Below are 16,020 nucleotides of genomic sequence, written 5' to 3'. Positions count from 1 at the left end.
GATTGAAGAGTTGGAAAAGAAGCTGAAAGACACAAAAACTTTGAAAGCGCGTTGTGGCAAGGCTGAGAAAGCATTGAAAGGCGCACGCAAAGAAGGATTCTTCTTCGCCAACATGATCCTTGAAATGGTCGCTGACCCGACAGCGAAAAAGCAGTTCCCACACAAAGAATATAAAGTCATCGCTGATAAAGTTATAGCCAAGGACTACATCCAGAAACTGGAAATGGTCAGACCTGCCAATTCTGTGATCGAAGAATTCCGTGAAAACCTTCCTGCCGAGTTCAGGCACGAGGGCAACAAACCAAAATAAAAACCACGGGACAAAATGGACAATATGGACAAAATTCGATTTCTGTCCATTTTGTCCATATTGTCCCGGTTAATTTAGTTGAGAAAGCCCCCGGACCGAAGTCCAAGGGCTTAGATGATTTTGAGCCGTTTTTTTATTGCGATTTTTTTTTTAGCTTTAAATAAGAAGATGCTGCTTCAGCGGGTAATATTACCGATGGCCGTTTATTGGGGCTTATTCTTTTGTCTGTGGAAACAGGATTGCAATTGAGCCTGAATTCTTCGCAACTCAACCCGGTTTTAATGCGTTTAACGCATTCATTGATCATTCCTTGGGCTGTTTCATATGGAGCTTCTATTCCTTGGCAGTCGCTGTAGTCATCGCCTATCCCCAAAGCTTGTTTTAACTCGCGAAGTGGGAATATGTCCGGTTCAAAGTCTGCACATATTTTTTTTGCTGTTTTGATGGCATCTTTTTTAGTTAATTCCATAAATAAGAAGTACATGTTGCGATTCATTTTGGTGTTTTTAAGGTCCGGGACAAATCCTTTCAGAATTTCATCGTTGATGTTCACATCAAAGCGCATTAGGTGCGTATGAACATACCCATCGATTAAAAATTCTGTACAGTTGGAGAATTGCGCAGAATTTTTAAGTCTTATTACTGCTTTTCGATTTAATGTCACCTGTACCCTATAGTAGCACTCATCAGGCTTTACATTAATTCTCGGTGCTGTTTCTCCATCGACTTCGTAGATGTTTATTTTTTTTACGTCTTGGCAGTTTAGTTTGAAGGTTGTGTCCGCATGAACTGTTGAGCAGAGAGCGGTAAGAAGCAGAGTGCTTATCAGTCCCATGTGGAATATATTTCGAAAGTAAAGAAGCAATTATCAACTCCTGCTGGTTTTATTTCAAGGTCCCATGTGACAGGAACTTTCCCAAATTGTGATATCCTGTAAGTCTTGCTGGTACCTATCGGGATATGGGCTGGGTTTATTGCAGATGATCCATCTACTGAAATATCTACACCTCCCAGCACTGAAGGCCCCATATTTCTAACTTTAATTTGCAGGCTTTGTCCTGCAATAAATTTTTTGGCCCAAAATGAAGTCTGGGAACTCACGGAACCGTTGATAGTGTACTCTTTGGACCTTGCATCATCTTTAGGTTTTTTCTTTGAAGTGTGCTTGCGTATCTCACATTTGCAGTTGGGATGCGGACGTTCAGGTTCTTCATTGTGTCTATAGCCAGTCATTTCTTTGCATTTTATGCATGCTTTGGATTTTGGGTGTACAGTCCAGTATGTGTGCAGAGTGCTATTGCTTTCAGTCTTTTTGGGGGGAGTTTTTGAAGTGGAGTTCATGTTTCTATATTTGTTCTCAACATAAGGATTTATTTGGTTTTGTAGACTATTGCTGTCAACAGCATCCGGCTCCTCTTGGTAAAATTCATACAGGTCACTATTTCTAGTATTGATATAGTTTTTGAATTCATTTTGAATTTTGTTTCCGTAGGTCGTCTTTTTCAGTTTTTGAACTATAGGCATGTTGGGGTTCTGTTCCATGAACTGCGCATGGACCATGCGTCTCAGTTTGGCATGTTGAGCTTTGGTTTCTTCCCATTCATAATTTTTCAGGTCCCAGCGACGTTTGACTTCCGGCTTCATCATGGAGGGATACATGCGGTCAGAGGATGAGAATTCATCAAAGTCAGGTTTTGGGTCTGCAAGCTCTTCACCTGTTCTGCGGTCAACAATTTTCCAGAGATTTTCAATCTGCATTTCCGCAGGTTCGGTCTCACCGTACAGTACGAGTCCGGTTGTCAGTTCGCTACGGGGCCTCAGTTCCATTTTGTAATGATTGAAAGATTTCATCTTTCCTCCATAGTTTATAATTCCGGGGATGTGCTATGAGCCCCAGCGGTTCAAAAGCGACTTTTCCCCTGATACTTATAAACTAGCCGGGAGGTCGGACATGGAATGACTTGCCAGTGTCCGTCCCGGAAGAAAGATGAAAAATTGCTGATTCAGGTAGCCCAGAAACAACTTCTGTCCATCAATTTCAGATTTTTTCAGAATCTAGAGCCTCCTAAGTCAAAAACTCCTTACCTGTTGATAGTATTGGAATTTCATCGTCAAGTTCTGTCGTGTTCTCACAGAACTTGGTGGTCCAGCCGTTTTATTGCGGAGGTAGATCATGAACGAATTATCGAAGAGCTTATCGGAGGCCCTAGCCCGAATGGAGCAGTCCCGCCGTCTGAAAGAGCAAGACCTGAAAATAGATGCGCAGGGGCGCAGGATCTCGGAGTTGGAAAGGGAGGTTCAGGGTTGCCGGGACTTGCAGAGCGAGTTGGAAGATGTTTTGCGGAAGCTTACGAGGTTGCGCGGGTGAGGGGGAAGATGGCAAAACAATTTCGAACTAAAATGGTTCGGTGATTAAATATTAACCGGGATGGCGTTGTTATAAAATAGCTATACAAATTAATTTGAGAGGAGTATAAGTTTTTGCGTGAAATTAAGTTCAGTTAAATTTGGTTTTAGTAGACTAAGAAAGGGATAGTTCGAATGAAGGAAGATGGCGGATATATAGCGATTCGAGGGTTCGCCTATCAATTTGATAAAGCCCTGTTGGATATGATTCAGAATCCAGATAGGGTTTATCAAATTGAACACTTGCAAGACCATAATTATGAAGATTGCGCAATTCAGGTTAAATATTATGGACGTGAATACACTGCCTCTGAACAAAAGCAGAAAATAAAAAATATTATTATCAAATTACTTACTGATTTTAGTGAAAATTCAGAGCTAGGGTATTGTATATATGCTTATTTTGCAGGATCTGGTGAAAAAACGATTCTATTTGATATAGATATGTTGAATTCCTATCTTGGGAAAGAGCAGGGCAAGTTTGATGCTGCCATAAAAGGTAAGTTTGTTGAGAAGTTTAAACTTATTTATGCTCCAGACTTTAAGAAGCAGTTTGAAATTTTAATAACAGAAATTTCGCGGTCTTATAATTGTGATGAAAATGATGCATGTTGCTACCATGCTATGATGGTTTCACATCTTGAACGACTAGTTCTTAAATATAAATTAGAACAAGCTGGGGAGCGAGTATGCTCTAAGGATGAGCTTGATAAATTGGTTGCCACTGCAAAGGATGTTATTTTCAGGACTGCTTATGTTGAATTTTTAGGTAAGGATAAATTTCAAAAGCATATACACAAACAATACTTTAAACGCCAACATATTGATGCCAAAGAACGCATATTTATTATTGAACCCCCGGTGGAGTGGGAATCTCATCTTTTAAGACATGTCCTTTATGATATTGCAATGAAATGGGGTAAGCATTCTGATAGAATCCCTAATACTGAAAGATGTTCCCCGTTTTTTTTCCTCCGTATCAAGGAGAATCAGCTAATTGAGCTTAAAGAGAAGATTCGTGCCGCAGGTAAAAGTTTTAAAGATGGGCATTATTTTAAAGGGGCTTCTTTTGATCCAAAATTGTTGGTTGAAATTCAATCTAAGACGGATCGTTTTGATATGTTTTTTATTCATAGTGTTGATGAAATTTTTCAAACCTTTGAGGTTGCCAATCGGCCAAAGGAAATTTTTCAATTTTTTTGCTCAACACCGATTAAGATAGATGCTGATGTTAAACACGTAAAGATTCAAATCCAAGACCTTGGTGATATAGGAAAAATGATTTAGTTATTTAAGGAGTCTGTCATGTCTGAAGAAAAAGTTATTGCAGAAGTCATAGGTGTTTATCCAGATAAGATTAAAATTTCAGTTGATGCCATCCATGATTTTTGTATCCCCGGTGAAAAGTTAAAAGTAGGTTCTTATCTTGAAGTTTCCGATGATGAAAATCATAGACTAGTTGCTGCGATTGAAAGTTTTTCGATTGAATTGAAAGAAATCAAAGATGACGCCGGAAATGTTGATACAAAGCGCGTATATATTATTGAGGCTATGCCGTTAGGAATCGTTGAAAATGGCAAATTTGAACGTGGTGGAGATACCATAGCAATTCCCCCTACAAGTGTAAGACCTGCAAGCTTTGATGCCATCAAAAGTATTTTCGAGAACAGTGTTAGCGATGAAGAAAAGTTTGTTTTTGCCAGCCTTGCTCAACAGGAAAATATAAAAGTTCCAGTTGATGGTAATAAGTTCTTTAATAAACATATTGCTGTTGTCGGATCTACGGGGTCAGGTAAATCTCATTCAGTTGCTAGAATAGTACAAAATGCAATTTCTGCACGCGCAACTGGTTTTGATGGATTAAATAATTCGCATATCGTTGTATTTGATATTCATTCAGAGTATCAGAAAGCATTTCCTGATGCTAACATTATAACTATTGACGGCCTATCTCTTCCATACTGGTTGTTTAATGCAGAAGAGCTTGAAGAACTTTTTTTGGAATCTGGAGACTTTAATAACTACAATCAGGCTTCAGTCCTGCGCAACGTAATCGTTACGAATAAAAAACATCATCATCCTGAAGTAGATAAAATATTTTTTGATAGCCCTGTTTTTTTTGACATAGATGAAGTCGCTAGTTGTATTAAAAGTTTGGCTAGCGAATGTACTATGGGTGATGATCCAACTAAGATCTATGTTGATAATCAAGAGAAGTGTTTTGATAGTGAACAAGAAAAGTTATGTGCATATTTTACTACGGACTACAAATTTACTTACAAGCAAAGGACTAGTAAGAAGGGCGCATATGCTGATGGCACTTTAACTAAATTCATATCTAGACTTGAAAGTAAAATTAGTAATGATCGGCTAGAATTTCTGTTTGGGGATGCTGCTAAAAATATGACTTTCGAAGATGTTTTAAAGCAGTTGATAGGCTATCGAGAAGGAAATGAAAGTAACGTAAGTATTATTGATTTGAGTGGGGTTCCCTTTGAAGTATTAAGCATAACAGTTTCTTTGATTTCAAGGCTTCTTCATGAATATGGATATTATTATAAGAAAATATGCAATACTGTTGAGACTCCTCTTTTGCTTGTTTATGAAGAAATACATAAATATGCCCCGAAAAGTGATCTTGCGCGTTATAAATCTTCCCAGAAAGCGATTGAGGCTATTGCCAAGGAGGGGAGAAAATATGGAGTTAGTTTGCTTATAGCAACACAGCGTCCTTCTGAGGTCTCTGAAACAATATTTTCGCAGTGCAGCAACTTCATAGCTATGCGTCTCACCAATCCAGACGATCAACGCTACGTAAAAAGATTGCTTCCAGACACATTAGGAAACCTTACTGACAGCCTACCTTCGCTTAGAGCAGGTGAAGGTATCCTTATTGGTGAGGCTGTTGTGCTTCCATCTGTCGTAAAAATTGATAAATGTGATCCTGAACCTTCGTCAGCAGATGTGCCATACCTTGAAGAGTGGAAACAGGCATGGAGAGATGTTGATTTTGAGGAGTTAACTAAGAAATGGAGTAAGTAGGCTTAATAGCCATTAGCTGAGACGGGGGTGGGTTACCTACCCCCTCAACCCACTCCGCAAATCCTCATGCTCAAAAGCAGACTGCATCATTTCAATCTCAGCCTTGCTGGCCCCCAGTCGTGCGGCATCGTTGGCCCAGCTTTGGGTGGCTTGGGCAACCTTCTTGGCAATGGCTTTTGCTTCTTTAAGTGAGAGGCCGAATTCTTCGATAACTGAATAGGCGAGATCAAGGGAAGCTGTGCCGTCATCAAGGTCGATGAAGGTGTGCAGGATGCGCGGTTTTTCATGTTCCGGGGTCGGTTCCAGATCGTAGAGCGGGGAGAGCCGCCAGCCTGCTGATCCGGCATAGAGGAAGCCGTGGTTGCGCAGGTGGTCGTCCACATTTGAAATCATGATGTTGAAGACAATCCGCCGCCAGAGGTCTTTGAGGTCTTCGGTGGTGCTGGCTCCGTATTCGCTCAGTGCTTCGCCGATTTCCAGATAGCTTCCTTGTTCGCCGTCAGAATAGCCGAGCATGCTCATTGCCGATAGAAACGGGATGCGCTTGCCTGCGGTGCGGTCAAAGCGGTGGAGCAGGAGCACGTTCTGTCCTCCGACTTTTTTGAGCATAACTTCCGGCGTTGGTATCCCGGCCTTTTTTGCCATCTGGAAGGCGAGATATTCCCATAATTCCACATCCCATTCATCGGTGGGACTGGGGAACTTGGCAATCAGCAGCTTGCCGTCCGTATCTATAATGGATGCCTTGGGGCGTGCTCCACCGAGTGACGCACCGGGGGCAACCAGATCCTGAATGTCCTGATCCAGTTCCTTGTTTTCCAAGATGCGGCTGGATGCTGCCATGAGCCGCCCCAACTCAACCATGGGCGGGATTGCGGCTTCCTCGTCCGTTGCCAGAAAAGGGCCGCCTTCCTGTTCGGCAAAGCGCAATGCTCCCTGCCGGGCCAGATCGTTAACCATGAGCAGGAAGTCGGAATCATGCAACATGCGGCGGGTGCGTTTTTCAGCCTTGGCGTTTCTGGCCTCCAGCCGTTTCATGAGCACACGGCCCCAGCGGTCCGGAGCTGAATCTCCGATAGAGCCGAAAAGCGATTTGCCTGCTGGGGTATGGAAAGAGCCTTCGCCGAGATTCAAAGTCGGTTCAAGGGAAAAGCTTATGGGTGATTGACGCCATTGGCGGGAATATTCAAAAGATGCGCTTTCGCCGCGTTGACCGGAATGAATCCACAGCCGCCCCACGAAATGTGTTTCGCCCTGAAGGTCTATATGTACAAATATTTCTTTTGGCATTTTTCTGTCCTAACTCGATATCTCGTGCACTCGGCTGGGCAACCGTTCCTCTTCAAGAGCCTGCCCGACCTTGTCCTCGGTTATATCAGCCAGATTCATCCAATCCGTACCGAGGCCGAGGGCGAAGATTACGGCAGCATAGTTGCCCATGCTGACACCGGGATCACCACGCTGAATTTTGGCAAGAGTCTCCCTGCTGACCCCGGCGCGGTCGGCAACTGTGACCATCTTCAGGCGGCGGCGAATCCTTGCGTTTTTTAAGGATTCACCGAGGGCCTTAAGGCTGCTGCGCAATTTTATAGGTAACTTCTTTTTCATTTTAATGCCTACTAAAATAGTCTTTAGTTTGATCTGTGACTAAAATATTAGGCATTAATTGCTAGTAGGTCAAGGGCGGTAATTTTATGGACTACCGTTTAATTTGATTTCCTTGGAGCACGCTTCTTCATATCTTCATAAGAAATGTTAGCAATCTCGCTGGCCCGGATCATGGCGTCATCCCGCAAGTGGGCATACCGCTGAACCATTGATGGTGTCTTGTGGGTGAGCAGCTTTTGCAGGGTGTACATATCCACCTGCCCGGAGCTGGCAAGGGTGGAAGCAAAGACATGCCGCAGCCCGTGCATGGGCCGGAAGTCTTTGGGCAACCCGGCGTTATCGCAGATTCTGCGGAATGGAACACGCAGGTCTTTTGTGGGACCACCGTATCTGCCGGGAAAGACAAACTCACAATCTGTGTGTGGTTGTTTTTCCAGAATGGAACGCGCAGACTTATTGATCGGTATGCGCTGATCCTGCCCGCCCTTTGGGTCTTTGAGCAGGATGAAGCCGCGCTCGAAATCAACATGGTTCCATTCCAGATTGAAAATTTCGGATTTTCTCATCCCCGTATAAAGGGCCATAAGCATTATGGAGGATGCTTTCTGGTTGCGGTCATTTTCAATGGAGTCCAAAAGCGCGGCGAGCTGCGCGGGAGTGAGGTCTTCAGTCTTTATGTTGTTCAGGCGCGGCATTTCAAAATAGAGCTTGCCGGGATTGATGGGCTGGCACATCCCGCGCCTTGCTCCGAAATTCAGAATACGCTTGAGCAGGACAAGCCCCTGCTTGACTGTGCCGGGAGTAAGTCCTTTATTCTGTAATTTGCGGCGCAGGCGGTCGATGTCGGTGGTGACGACTTCTTCAGGAATCCTTTTCCCGAAATCCTTGAGCAGGTAGTTCTGCCAGCGGTTGCGGTCATCCCTGATGCTTTTGTTTTCCTGCTTGGCGTCATAAAAAGCTTCCCAGATCCGGCCTACGGTCATTCTGTTGCGCTCAGCCCGGACTTTCTTCCTACGCTCGTTGTTGGAGTCAATTTTTCCTTCAATGCGCAGCACCCGCAAGCGGTTTGCCTTGGCGGGTGTCATCTGATCCTGATGCTGGCGTCCGGCTTTTTCTTCAATGGACTTTCCATCTTTATAGTAGCGGATGTAGTAGATCTTTTCCTTTACCCCGGTGACCTGATTTTTACTGTCAATGTAGAACACGCCTTTATATGCGGTTTTGTGCCTTTTAACTGCGGCCATCTGTCTTCCTTTTTGAGCTGGTTTGTGGGGAATTATGGGGAGAAAAGTATGCTCACACCCGTTTGGATACGCAGGGTGGGGAAGCTGTATTCCCCATACTATTCCCCATAAATGAGGGCAGAATACAGTAAATTATGGGGAAATCAAACAAGCTCAGTTAAAGAAGTAAATTCTTTTAAATAAAGACTTTATGGCTGGATTAAGTCCGGATAAACAGTTGAATTCAGTGCTCAAAATCCGCCGGGTTCACGCCCTTGCGAGTTCGAGTCTCGCTCCCGGTACCAGATAATACAAGGACTTACAGCTTTATGGCTGTGAGTCCTTTTTTTGTTGGGGCTGATCTTACCCTGGTTTAGGTTTGGAAAAAAAATGAAAAATTCGTGTATACATCCTTGCTAGGGTGTGTTTGTGATTTAGCGAATATTATAGAGGGGGCGTCATGCAGTACTGGGGAAAAACATTTGAAGACGGGTAGTGGCATCATCTGCGCCGTCATTGCATCGAAGTTGCTGCGGTGATTAAGGTTATGCTGCGTGCTGATCCTGCTTTGCGGGCCAGGGTTTCTAAGTTGTCGCCGCTTGATCCTGATTTTACTGAAGAACTGCTGGTTTATCTGGCCTGTATTCATGATCTGGGGAAATTTTCCCTTTTTTTCAGCACCAGAAGCCTGAGCTTGCAGCTCTGAACGGCATCCCGGAACCAAACGGCAAGGAACATCATACTGAACTGGGTGTCCAGTTCTGGGGAGCTTATAGGCTTTACGAAAAAGTCGGCTGCCAAGGGCCCAGAGTCTTTACCCCTATGGCTGTAGCTGCTCTTGCTCATGGCGGAAGGGCACTGCATGATGAATATCTGGGCAGCATCATGTCCATGAATGAGTCGCGGGCATCATCTGAAGATGAAGGCAGGGCGGCAGTGCCATTTTGCTTTCCGCTACTTTGCCAATCTCCCTACGTCGTAAGCTCTTAAATGCTTGGTCGGGGGGACGAGAACTTGCTGGGGCTGATATTGCGGTTGTTGAACCGAAGCAGGGTGGTTTCCCCTTGCTGACCCGAATGCAGTGTTCCCCGCGTGTGCGGGGATGATCCGCTGATGTCCTTTTCGTGAAACATGAGAACTGCGCGTCTTCCGCTCCAGAGGTTGCGCGTCCTGTAAATGTGTGTATTTATGAGCGTAAACAGGGCAACACTTTATTAACGATCAATAGGAAAGACCGGAATGTGCGGCATAGCGGGTTTGATACATACAGAGCGGGGGAATATCCCCGTGCTCGAACGCTGGCTTCAGGTTGTGCAGGAACTGCAATTTCACCGGGGGCCGGATGCCGGAGGTGTGTGGAGACACCCTGACGGATATTTGGGATTGGCCCACCGGCGGCTCAGCATTATCGACCTGAGCGATGATGCCGGGCAGCCCATGAGGGGGCATGGCGGCACGACAATTACATTCAACGGTGAAATATATAATTATATTGAATTGCGCCATGAGCTTTCCGGCCACTGGGATTTTACCACGGCCAGTGATACAGAGGTCATCCTTGCGGCCTATGATCGCTGGGGGCGAGAATGTGTGACCCATCTTCGGGGCATGTTCGCTTTTGCCATATGGGATGAAAAAAAACAGCGTCTTTTCTGTGCGCGGGACCGTTTCGGTGTCAAACCGTTCTACTATGCCCGGGTGGGGCCGCTTTTTCAGTTTGCCTCGGAAATCAAGGCACTGTTGCCGCTGCTTCCGGAGATCGACACGGATCTTGATGCGCTCAGCGAATACCTGACCTTTCAGTATACCATTGGGGAGGGCACTCTTTTTAAGGATATAAGCCAGCTCCTGCCGGGGCATACCCTGACTCTGACTGGCGGACAGGCGCGTGTTGAGCGGTACTGGGACATCCGGTTTGAAGCGGATACAGACCATTCAGTCAGATATTTTGAACAGCGTCTCGAAGAGCTGATGCACGATTCCGTTGCCATGCACCTGCGCAGCGATGTGGAGGTGGGGTCCTACTTAAGCGGCGGCATCGATTCCAGCCTGATGGCCATCCTCGGGGCAAGATATAATGGAATGTCCAAAGCTTTTCACGGCAAGTTCACCTGTGCGAAGGGGTACGATGAAAGCAGTTACGCCCTTGCGGCCTCCCGGGCGGCGGGGCTGGATTTGCATCAGGTGGACATTACCGCTGATGATTTTTTGCGCGATATTGAAAAGGTCATCTATCATCTGGATCATCCCGTGGCCGGGCCGGGATCTTTTCCGCAATATGCTGTATCCTCTCTGGCGGCAGAACATGTGAAAGTGGTGCTCGGAGGGCAGGGCGGCGATGAGATTTTCGGCGGCTACGCCCGCTATGTTCTGGCCTATTTCGAACAGTGTATCAAAGCAGCTATTGACGGCACTTATAAGGACGGTAATTTTGTCGTTACTGCGGAATCCATCATTCCCAATCTCACAATTCTCAAACAATACAAGCCCATGATTAAATCCCATTGGAAGGAAGGCTTGTTTGACCCCATGCACAGTCGCTACCTCCGTCTTATCGACCGCGCCGTGGATGTCACCCGGGAGATTCGCTGGGAGAATCTCGACCGTGAACGGACCGTGGAATCTTTTAACGCGATCTTCAACAATGCCGATAATGTGAAGAACAACGCCTACTTCGACAAAATGACGCACTATGATTTCAAGTGTTTGCTACCGGCCCTGCTGCATGTGGAGGACCGTATGAGCATGGCTCACGGGCTGGAGTCGCGGGTGCCGTTTCTGGATCATCCGCTCATTGAATTTGTTGCCACGGTTCCGGCCAATGTCAAATTCTTCGAAGGCCATACCAAGCACCTGCTGCGCAGCACCTTTGCGGATACCCTGCCGGATACCATAGTCAACCGGGAGGACAAAATGGGCTTCCCGGTTCCCCTCAAGGAATGGTATCGGGGCGAGCTTCGGGAATACGTGAGCGATTTGTTTCTTACAAACAATGCGCGTGGACGTTCCTATGTGAATTCCGGGGCCGTGCAGGAAGCCGTGGGGACTTCGGCCCCGTTCAGCCGCAAGGTCTGGGGACTGCTTTGTCTGGAGATCTGGCATACCCTGTTCCATGACCGGGCCGCAGAATACCGGGCCATGCTTAATCCGTAGGCTGCAGGGATTCCAGTGAGAACATCCGTTCAAAGGATTCGATTTCCGTTGGTACAAGATCGAGGTTGTTCAGAAACGTACGGCATCTGTTCATCAGGAGTGTGTACTGCTCCATGTCTCCGCTTTTTCCCGTAAGCAGGGCGAAGTTGGCTGCCGCTGTGATGGAGTAGGGAGCGAGAGCCGTGGCGCGGGCAAGATGGCGCGTCGCGCCGGACATATCGCCTTTTCGCAGAAGAATGCCGCCTGCTTCCGCCATGGCACGGATGTCCATGGGGTTTAATTTGAGGATTGTTTCGTAAGTCTGCAATTCCTGATCGATGTCTCCGGAAGCATATGCAATCATGGCTCTGACGTGCAGAAGGGAAATTGTTTCTTCCGCAGTTTCAGCCCCGGCGATACGTTTTTCAATATCTTCCATGGCCTGCGGGCGAATCTGCCGGTAACGCCAGAAATCATATTTAAGCGCGGGCTCCGGTTGTCCCGGAAAGAGACGGTCCACCTCGGGGTAGATGTGGTATCCGGGGCCTTTGATCTTGCAGAGGAATTGAGCCCGGTCCAGCAGGGTTTCATGGTATTTTGCCTTGTCGAGCTGATAGAGTGGAAAGTCCCATGTGAAGTCGTATTCATCCACATAGGGCTTTCCATCGTCACCGGGGACGCTGAAGTTTCCGGCACTGGTGTATGGCGTCATGGTGTGGGCTTGTATCTTTTCCATGTCCCAATCGTCATGGATGCGCCAGTTGTAAAAAATGATGTAGTCCGGCGGAGTTAGGGTCAGGGACTTGAGTAGATAGGGCAAATGGATGGCCTCGCCATGATGGGCGTAAACAAAAAGGTAGCGAGGATCAATGCTTCGGCGGTTGGCGTAAAGATACAGGGAAGGCTGGTCGCCCCAGACAAAAAGTGAAGCATCCTGCGGCGTGGCTTTCCGGATGGCTGCGCCGACCTGCTCTGCGAATTTGAATAGCAGGGACAGGCGCGGCTCGATGTCGCCTATTGCGATGCGCTGCTCTGCCTGACGGGAGCGGACGAGGCAAAAGGCCACACGGCCTAGCCAGAGAGATGCTGCGACAACGCATACGGAGATGACCGCTCCGGTGGCACCGCCCATTGAAACGAGGTCGGACACGGTTTTGGCGGAAAGCATGGCGACAGGTACCCAGACGGGATTGAAGTGCGGCGGATGGTAGTTCTGCTGGCATTGCTGCATGATGATGAAAAGCGAGAGCATCCCTGCCGGGACAAGGGCGGTCCCGCCCTGTATCAGGCAAAGCGGAATCTGCGCAAAGCAGAGCAGCAGGGGCAGGCTCATATCCAATGCCGGTGCGCTCATGTTTTCTAAAAGAATCTCAAGCTTGCGATTGCGTGATTTTGTTATCATGGCCTTGGCATAAGGCGTTACCGGGGAGTCGTATTTGGCGGCCTGTGATGCTTTTTTTGTTATCTTTTTTACTGTAGGCAGCTTAATCTTTTTTAAAACCATAATTAAAAACAGTAGCACCGGACCGTACAATGCCATAAAATATGTCTGTTTTTCGTATCGGTCCTTGATAAACAGCATCGGTGCTGCCGTGACTAGAAGATAGCCGAGCCAGAAAAGGCCGAGCATCGGAAAAAAAGCACCCCCTAAAAGGAAGAGCAGCGGTGTTGCCAGAGTGATGGGGAGTGACGTTATTTTGATCTGGTTGGACCATGCTGAAAAGATTCCCGCCAGCAGGATGAGCGGTAAAGATGTTCCGGCAGTGCCGATGATGACCAGAGCGAGGCTGATGTTGATGGGCAGCAGGAAAAAATGCTCCCCGTATGTAAAAAAGAATAATGTACTCGGCAGGGCGGTGGCAACAATGAAAATTGTTGCGGCGATGCCCGCTGTCAAAGCTGAAGGCCAGATGAGCAGGGTCAGCCAGAATATGGAACAGGCGGTCAGGGTGTACCATATAGCTTTAATTGTATATGCGGCGCGGGAGTCCGGGCTGGACCATGCGGAGAATGCGCGGGAAAATATCCATGAGATGCCGAAATAGCCATGAGACTGGTGCTGTTTGTGCTTCGTGTCAGGGCTTCTGGTTTTGAGCAGCGCATTATACAGCCATTGTCCGTCATCTTCGGAAAAGGGCTTGTCGAGCATGGGACGGTAAAGAAAAAAGCACAATGCGACGATACCGATTAGAGCGGTGGAAATTTCTGCAGATGGCATGGCGATCCGGTGACGATGTTTGCGGTTTTTTAGAAAATACTCCAATGTTTGGATTTTTAAGGTAGCTGATATCCGGCTGGGAGAAAAGGCCGGAGTTTTGATTTTTCAGCCATGTCACATATAGTGCCGGGAAGCGATATAAAAGGAGCAGTTTCATGAGTTTGTTGAGCGGAATGTTTCAAAAAATTCCACCCTTATCCTCCTTGCGGGCAAGCCGGCCATGGAAGGACGCTGCCGCCGTGACGGTTGCTGAGCGTTTTATCAGTTACGGGGGAAGTTCGGCTCCTGATGCCGAATCCGCTCTTCAGGAGCCTGCGGTCAGCCATTGTGTGAAGAATTTTCTCGGCAAGCGGGGCTTTTGGAAGTTTGACGCGCGTCTCAAGGGAATCCTTTCGCGCATGGGACGTAATGATTTTCATGATTTGAACATTTTGCATATGGGGTGTGCATGGGGTTTTACCAGCCTGCATTTTGCCACTCACTGGCAACCTGCTTCCCTTGTTGCGACGGATATTATGTGCGGATTCATCGCAGCTGCAGCGAAAATCAAGGTTAAGTTTCCGAACACGCCCGGATTCGACCGCTTGTCTCTGTATACCGATGACCGATGGTGTGACCGTCCGCCCGGATCAGCGGACATGGTTCTTATCGACGCGCATTTCCGTTTTAAGGATACGGAGTATTATCAGGATGTGTTGTGGAACGGATTGCGCATAGGGAAGCCGGGAAGCCACGTGTTCTGGCTTCTTCCTGCAAACAGTTCTTCCGAAGAAAAGGAGCGTCGGATTTCAGTGCTTTCAGCTTTCGGTGTGAAGTCGGTCGAAGTTGTCCATGGTGAAATGCTGCACGGTATTATCGGCAAACCGCAGCCGAAATTGCGTCCTGAGTGTATTGATGTCGATAAGAATACTGGGACGGAGTATCCGTTTTGTACTTACTTTTGGACGAACCTGATACTGTACCATCAAACATATCAGGCATGCTGCTGGGCGCGGAAGGAATTTTACCAGACTTACTATTTTCCCGGCGCGGAAATGGATATCGCTGATATTCTTGCATCGCAGAAATTGGATTATGCCCGGCAGTTGATGGTTTCCGGACAGGCAGCCAGAGTTTGCTCCTCCGTTTGCCCAATGTACAAAAACCATTTGGCAGGGCGGGAGACATCATTGAAGTCACGGTATGACTTTTATGCTCCGTTGCGCTATTCGGATGAGGAGCTTGACCGATGTACTCCTTTGTTCAGGGAAAACATTCTTCGTCTGAGGCAGGGAATGAAAACGGGCAAACTGCCTTCCGGGACCTATCCTTTGCTTCTGACTTTTTCTCTTGGCAACGCCTGCAATCTGGAGTGCCGCATGTGTTCTCTAATCCTGAAGCCCCGTTTTCGTTATACCGATCACGCGTTGGAGGCAGTGATAAAGGCCATGCCTTATCTGACCTACCTGTGCCTGACAGGCGGGGAACCTTTCCTTTTTCCTGCCATGAAGCGGCTGTGTGATGAGGCTGCCAGGTATCCGCAGTTAAAGTTACGGGCTTCCACCAACGGGAATTTGATAAACAGCCCGTACTGGATCGACAGGATACTTGAACAGTTCGGTGTGATTTCTTTTTCTGTTGACGCGGCTACTTCGCAAACACACAGCAATATCAGAAAAGGTAGTGATTTAACAAAAATTATCGGCGTTACATCTGCCCTTGCGTCTAAACGTAGGTCAGAGCTTCCCCAGATAGATTGGACATTCTGCATGCAGCGGGAAAACATGAGTGAAGTCTCGGATTTTGTCAGACTTGCCGCTGAATCAGGAGCAGATAAAGTTGTTTTGCAAATAATGAATTATTATGAATACAAAGAAATGGGGGTTTCCCCGGAAGATGATGTCAGGTCGTCCCGTGAACTGGGCCGGACAGCTTTGGAACACCTCGCCCGCGCCCATGAAGCAGTTAATGATACGGGAATAGTCATACAGGATAATGCCAGTGTGGATATCTACATTGCGTACCCGGATCTGGATAAGGTGACGCCGGAAAACACGACAGCCTGCTGCATGGTTGATGTATAGTCTTTACAGGAAGTTCGT

General features: G+C 47.0%; 14 protein-coding genes. 8 read left to right on the top strand and 6 right to left on the bottom strand.

The window, feature by feature from the left end:
• Positions 1-10 precede the first annotated feature (10 nt).
• Complete coding sequence (locus FMR86_RS12755) at positions 11-310, top strand: hypothetical protein (RefSeq protein WP_163351791.1); 300 nt, start codon at positions 11-13, stop codon at positions 308-310.
• A gap of 133 nt (positions 311-443) precedes the next feature.
• Here FMR86_RS12755 and FMR86_RS12750 read toward each other — a convergent pair whose 3' ends face one another.
• Positions 444-1,175, bottom strand: a complete 732-nt coding sequence (locus FMR86_RS12750) for a hypothetical protein (protein WP_163351790.1) — start codon at positions 1,173-1,175, stop codon at positions 444-446.
• Positions 1,136-2,161, bottom strand: a complete 1,026-nt coding sequence (locus tag FMR86_RS12745; protein WP_163351789.1) for a hypothetical protein — start codon at positions 2,159-2,161, stop codon at positions 1,136-1,138. The genes FMR86_RS12750 and FMR86_RS12745 overlap by 40 nt, the downstream gene beginning before the upstream one ends.
• Positions 2,162-2,483: 322 nt before the next feature.
• On the opposite strand from FMR86_RS12745, the gene FMR86_RS12740 reads away from it, so the two are divergent.
• The 3 genes from FMR86_RS12740 to herA all read left to right on the top strand — a co-directional run bounded on the left by FMR86_RS12740 (position 2,484) and on the right by herA (position 5,758).
• Positions 2,484-2,678, top strand: coding sequence for a hypothetical protein (locus FMR86_RS12740; RefSeq protein WP_163351788.1), 195 nt, complete (start codon positions 2,484-2,486; stop codon positions 2,676-2,678).
• 173 nt (positions 2,679-2,851) lie between these two features.
• A complete protein-coding gene (locus FMR86_RS12735) occupies positions 2,852-4,003 on the top strand; it encodes a hypothetical protein (RefSeq protein WP_163351787.1) in 1,152 nt (383 codons plus the stop codon).
• A gap of 18 nt (positions 4,004-4,021) precedes the next feature.
• Complete coding sequence (gene herA / locus FMR86_RS12730) at positions 4,022-5,758, top strand: anti-phage-associated helicase HerA (protein ID WP_163351786.1); 1,737 nt, start codon at positions 4,022-4,024, stop codon at positions 5,756-5,758.
• Positions 5,759-5,794: 36 nt separating this feature from the next.
• Here herA and FMR86_RS12725 read toward each other — a convergent pair whose 3' ends face one another.
• From FMR86_RS12725 to FMR86_RS12715, 3 genes are all read right to left on the bottom strand, one after another.
• On the bottom strand, positions 5,795-7,048 hold the full coding sequence (locus FMR86_RS12725; protein WP_163351785.1) for a type II toxin-antitoxin system HipA family toxin: 1,254 nt from the start codon (positions 7,046-7,048) through the stop codon (positions 5,795-5,797).
• A gap of 9 nt (positions 7,049-7,057) precedes the next feature.
• The gene (locus tag FMR86_RS12720; protein WP_163351784.1) at positions 7,058-7,366 is read right to left on the bottom strand and encodes a helix-turn-helix domain-containing protein; all 309 of its coding nucleotides are present in this window, start codon (positions 7,364-7,366) and stop codon (positions 7,058-7,060) included.
• Positions 7,367-7,464: 98 nt separating this feature from the next.
• Positions 7,465-8,610: a site-specific integrase gene (locus FMR86_RS12715; protein WP_163351783.1), complete on the bottom strand. Its 1,146-nt coding sequence runs from the start codon at positions 8,608-8,610 to the stop codon at positions 7,465-7,467.
• Between the two features lie 484 nt (positions 8,611-9,094).
• Here FMR86_RS12715 and FMR86_RS12710 point away from each other — a divergent pair, with 484 nt between their 5' ends.
• The 3 genes from FMR86_RS12710 (at position 9,095) to asnB (ending at position 11,742) form a co-directional block, all read left to right on the top strand.
• Positions 9,095-9,295, top strand: coding sequence for an HD domain-containing protein (locus FMR86_RS12710; RefSeq protein WP_275406894.1), 201 nt, complete (start codon positions 9,095-9,097; stop codon positions 9,293-9,295).
• A 116-nt stretch (positions 9,296-9,411) separates the two neighbouring features.
• Positions 9,412-9,579 carry a hypothetical protein gene (locus FMR86_RS12705; RefSeq protein WP_163351781.1) on the top strand — a complete coding sequence of 56 codons (168 nt, stop codon included), beginning with the start codon at positions 9,412-9,414 and terminating at the stop codon, positions 9,577-9,579.
• A gap of 249 nt (positions 9,580-9,828) precedes the next feature.
• The gene (asnB, locus tag FMR86_RS12700; protein WP_163351780.1) at positions 9,829-11,742 is read left to right on the top strand and encodes an asparagine synthase (glutamine-hydrolyzing); all 1,914 of its coding nucleotides are present in this window, start codon (positions 9,829-9,831) and stop codon (positions 11,740-11,742) included.
• Here the strand turns inward: asnB and FMR86_RS12695 are convergent.
• The gene (locus FMR86_RS12695; protein WP_163351779.1) at positions 11,732-13,939 is read right to left on the bottom strand and encodes a tetratricopeptide repeat protein; all 2,208 of its coding nucleotides are present in this window, start codon (positions 13,937-13,939) and stop codon (positions 11,732-11,734) included. The genes asnB and FMR86_RS12695 overlap by 11 nt on opposite strands.
• A 155-nt stretch (positions 13,940-14,094) precedes the next feature.
• On the opposite strand from FMR86_RS12695, the gene FMR86_RS12690 reads away from it, so the two are divergent.
• Positions 14,095-16,002: a radical SAM protein gene (locus tag FMR86_RS12690; protein ID WP_163351778.1), complete on the top strand. Its 1,908-nt coding sequence runs from the start codon at positions 14,095-14,097 to the stop codon at positions 16,000-16,002.
• Positions 16,003-16,020 lie beyond the last annotated feature (18 nt).

The organism is Desulfovibrio sp. JC010 (assembly GCF_010470675.1).
In the GTDB taxonomy this organism is placed as follows: domain Bacteria; phylum Desulfobacterota; class Desulfovibrionia; order Desulfovibrionales; family Desulfovibrionaceae; genus Maridesulfovibrio.
This window is presented reverse-complemented; position numbering and strand designations above follow the sequence as displayed.

What these genes read in the sequence shown, in the direction of transcription:
- FMR86_RS12745 (WP_163351789.1), bottom strand. Translation starts at nt 2,161, where the DNA reads ATGAAATCTTTCAATCATTACAAAATGGAACTGAGGCCCCGTAGCGAA.
- herA (WP_163351786.1), top strand. Translation starts at nt 4,022, where the DNA reads ATGTCTGAAGAAAAAGTTATTGCAGAAGTCATAGGTGTTTATCCAGAT.
- FMR86_RS12720 (WP_163351784.1), bottom strand. Translation starts at nt 7,366, where the DNA reads ATGAAAAAGAAGTTACCTATAAAATTGCGCAGCAGCCTTAAGGCCCTC.
- asnB (WP_163351780.1), top strand. Translation starts at nt 9,829, where the DNA reads ATGTGCGGCATAGCGGGTTTGATACATACAGAGCGGGGGAATATCCCC.
- FMR86_RS12695 (WP_163351779.1), bottom strand. Translation starts at nt 13,939, where the DNA reads ATGCCATCTGCAGAAATTTCCACCGCTCTAATCGGTATCGTCGCATTG.
- FMR86_RS12715 (WP_163351783.1), bottom strand. Translation starts at nt 8,610, where the DNA reads ATGGCCGCAGTTAAAAGGCACAAAACCGCATATAAAGGCGTGTTCTAC.
- FMR86_RS12740 (WP_163351788.1), top strand. Translation starts at nt 2,484, where the DNA reads ATGAACGAATTATCGAAGAGCTTATCGGAGGCCCTAGCCCGAATGGAG.
- FMR86_RS12735 (WP_163351787.1), top strand. Translation starts at nt 2,852, where the DNA reads ATGAAGGAAGATGGCGGATATATAGCGATTCGAGGGTTCGCCTATCAA.
- FMR86_RS12690 (WP_163351778.1), top strand. Translation starts at nt 14,095, where the DNA reads ATGAGTTTGTTGAGCGGAATGTTTCAAAAAATTCCACCCTTATCCTCC.
- FMR86_RS12725 (WP_163351785.1), bottom strand. Translation starts at nt 7,048, where the DNA reads ATGCCAAAAGAAATATTTGTACATATAGACCTTCAGGGCGAAACACAT.
- FMR86_RS12705 (WP_163351781.1), top strand. Translation starts at nt 9,412, where the DNA reads ATGGCTGTAGCTGCTCTTGCTCATGGCGGAAGGGCACTGCATGATGAA.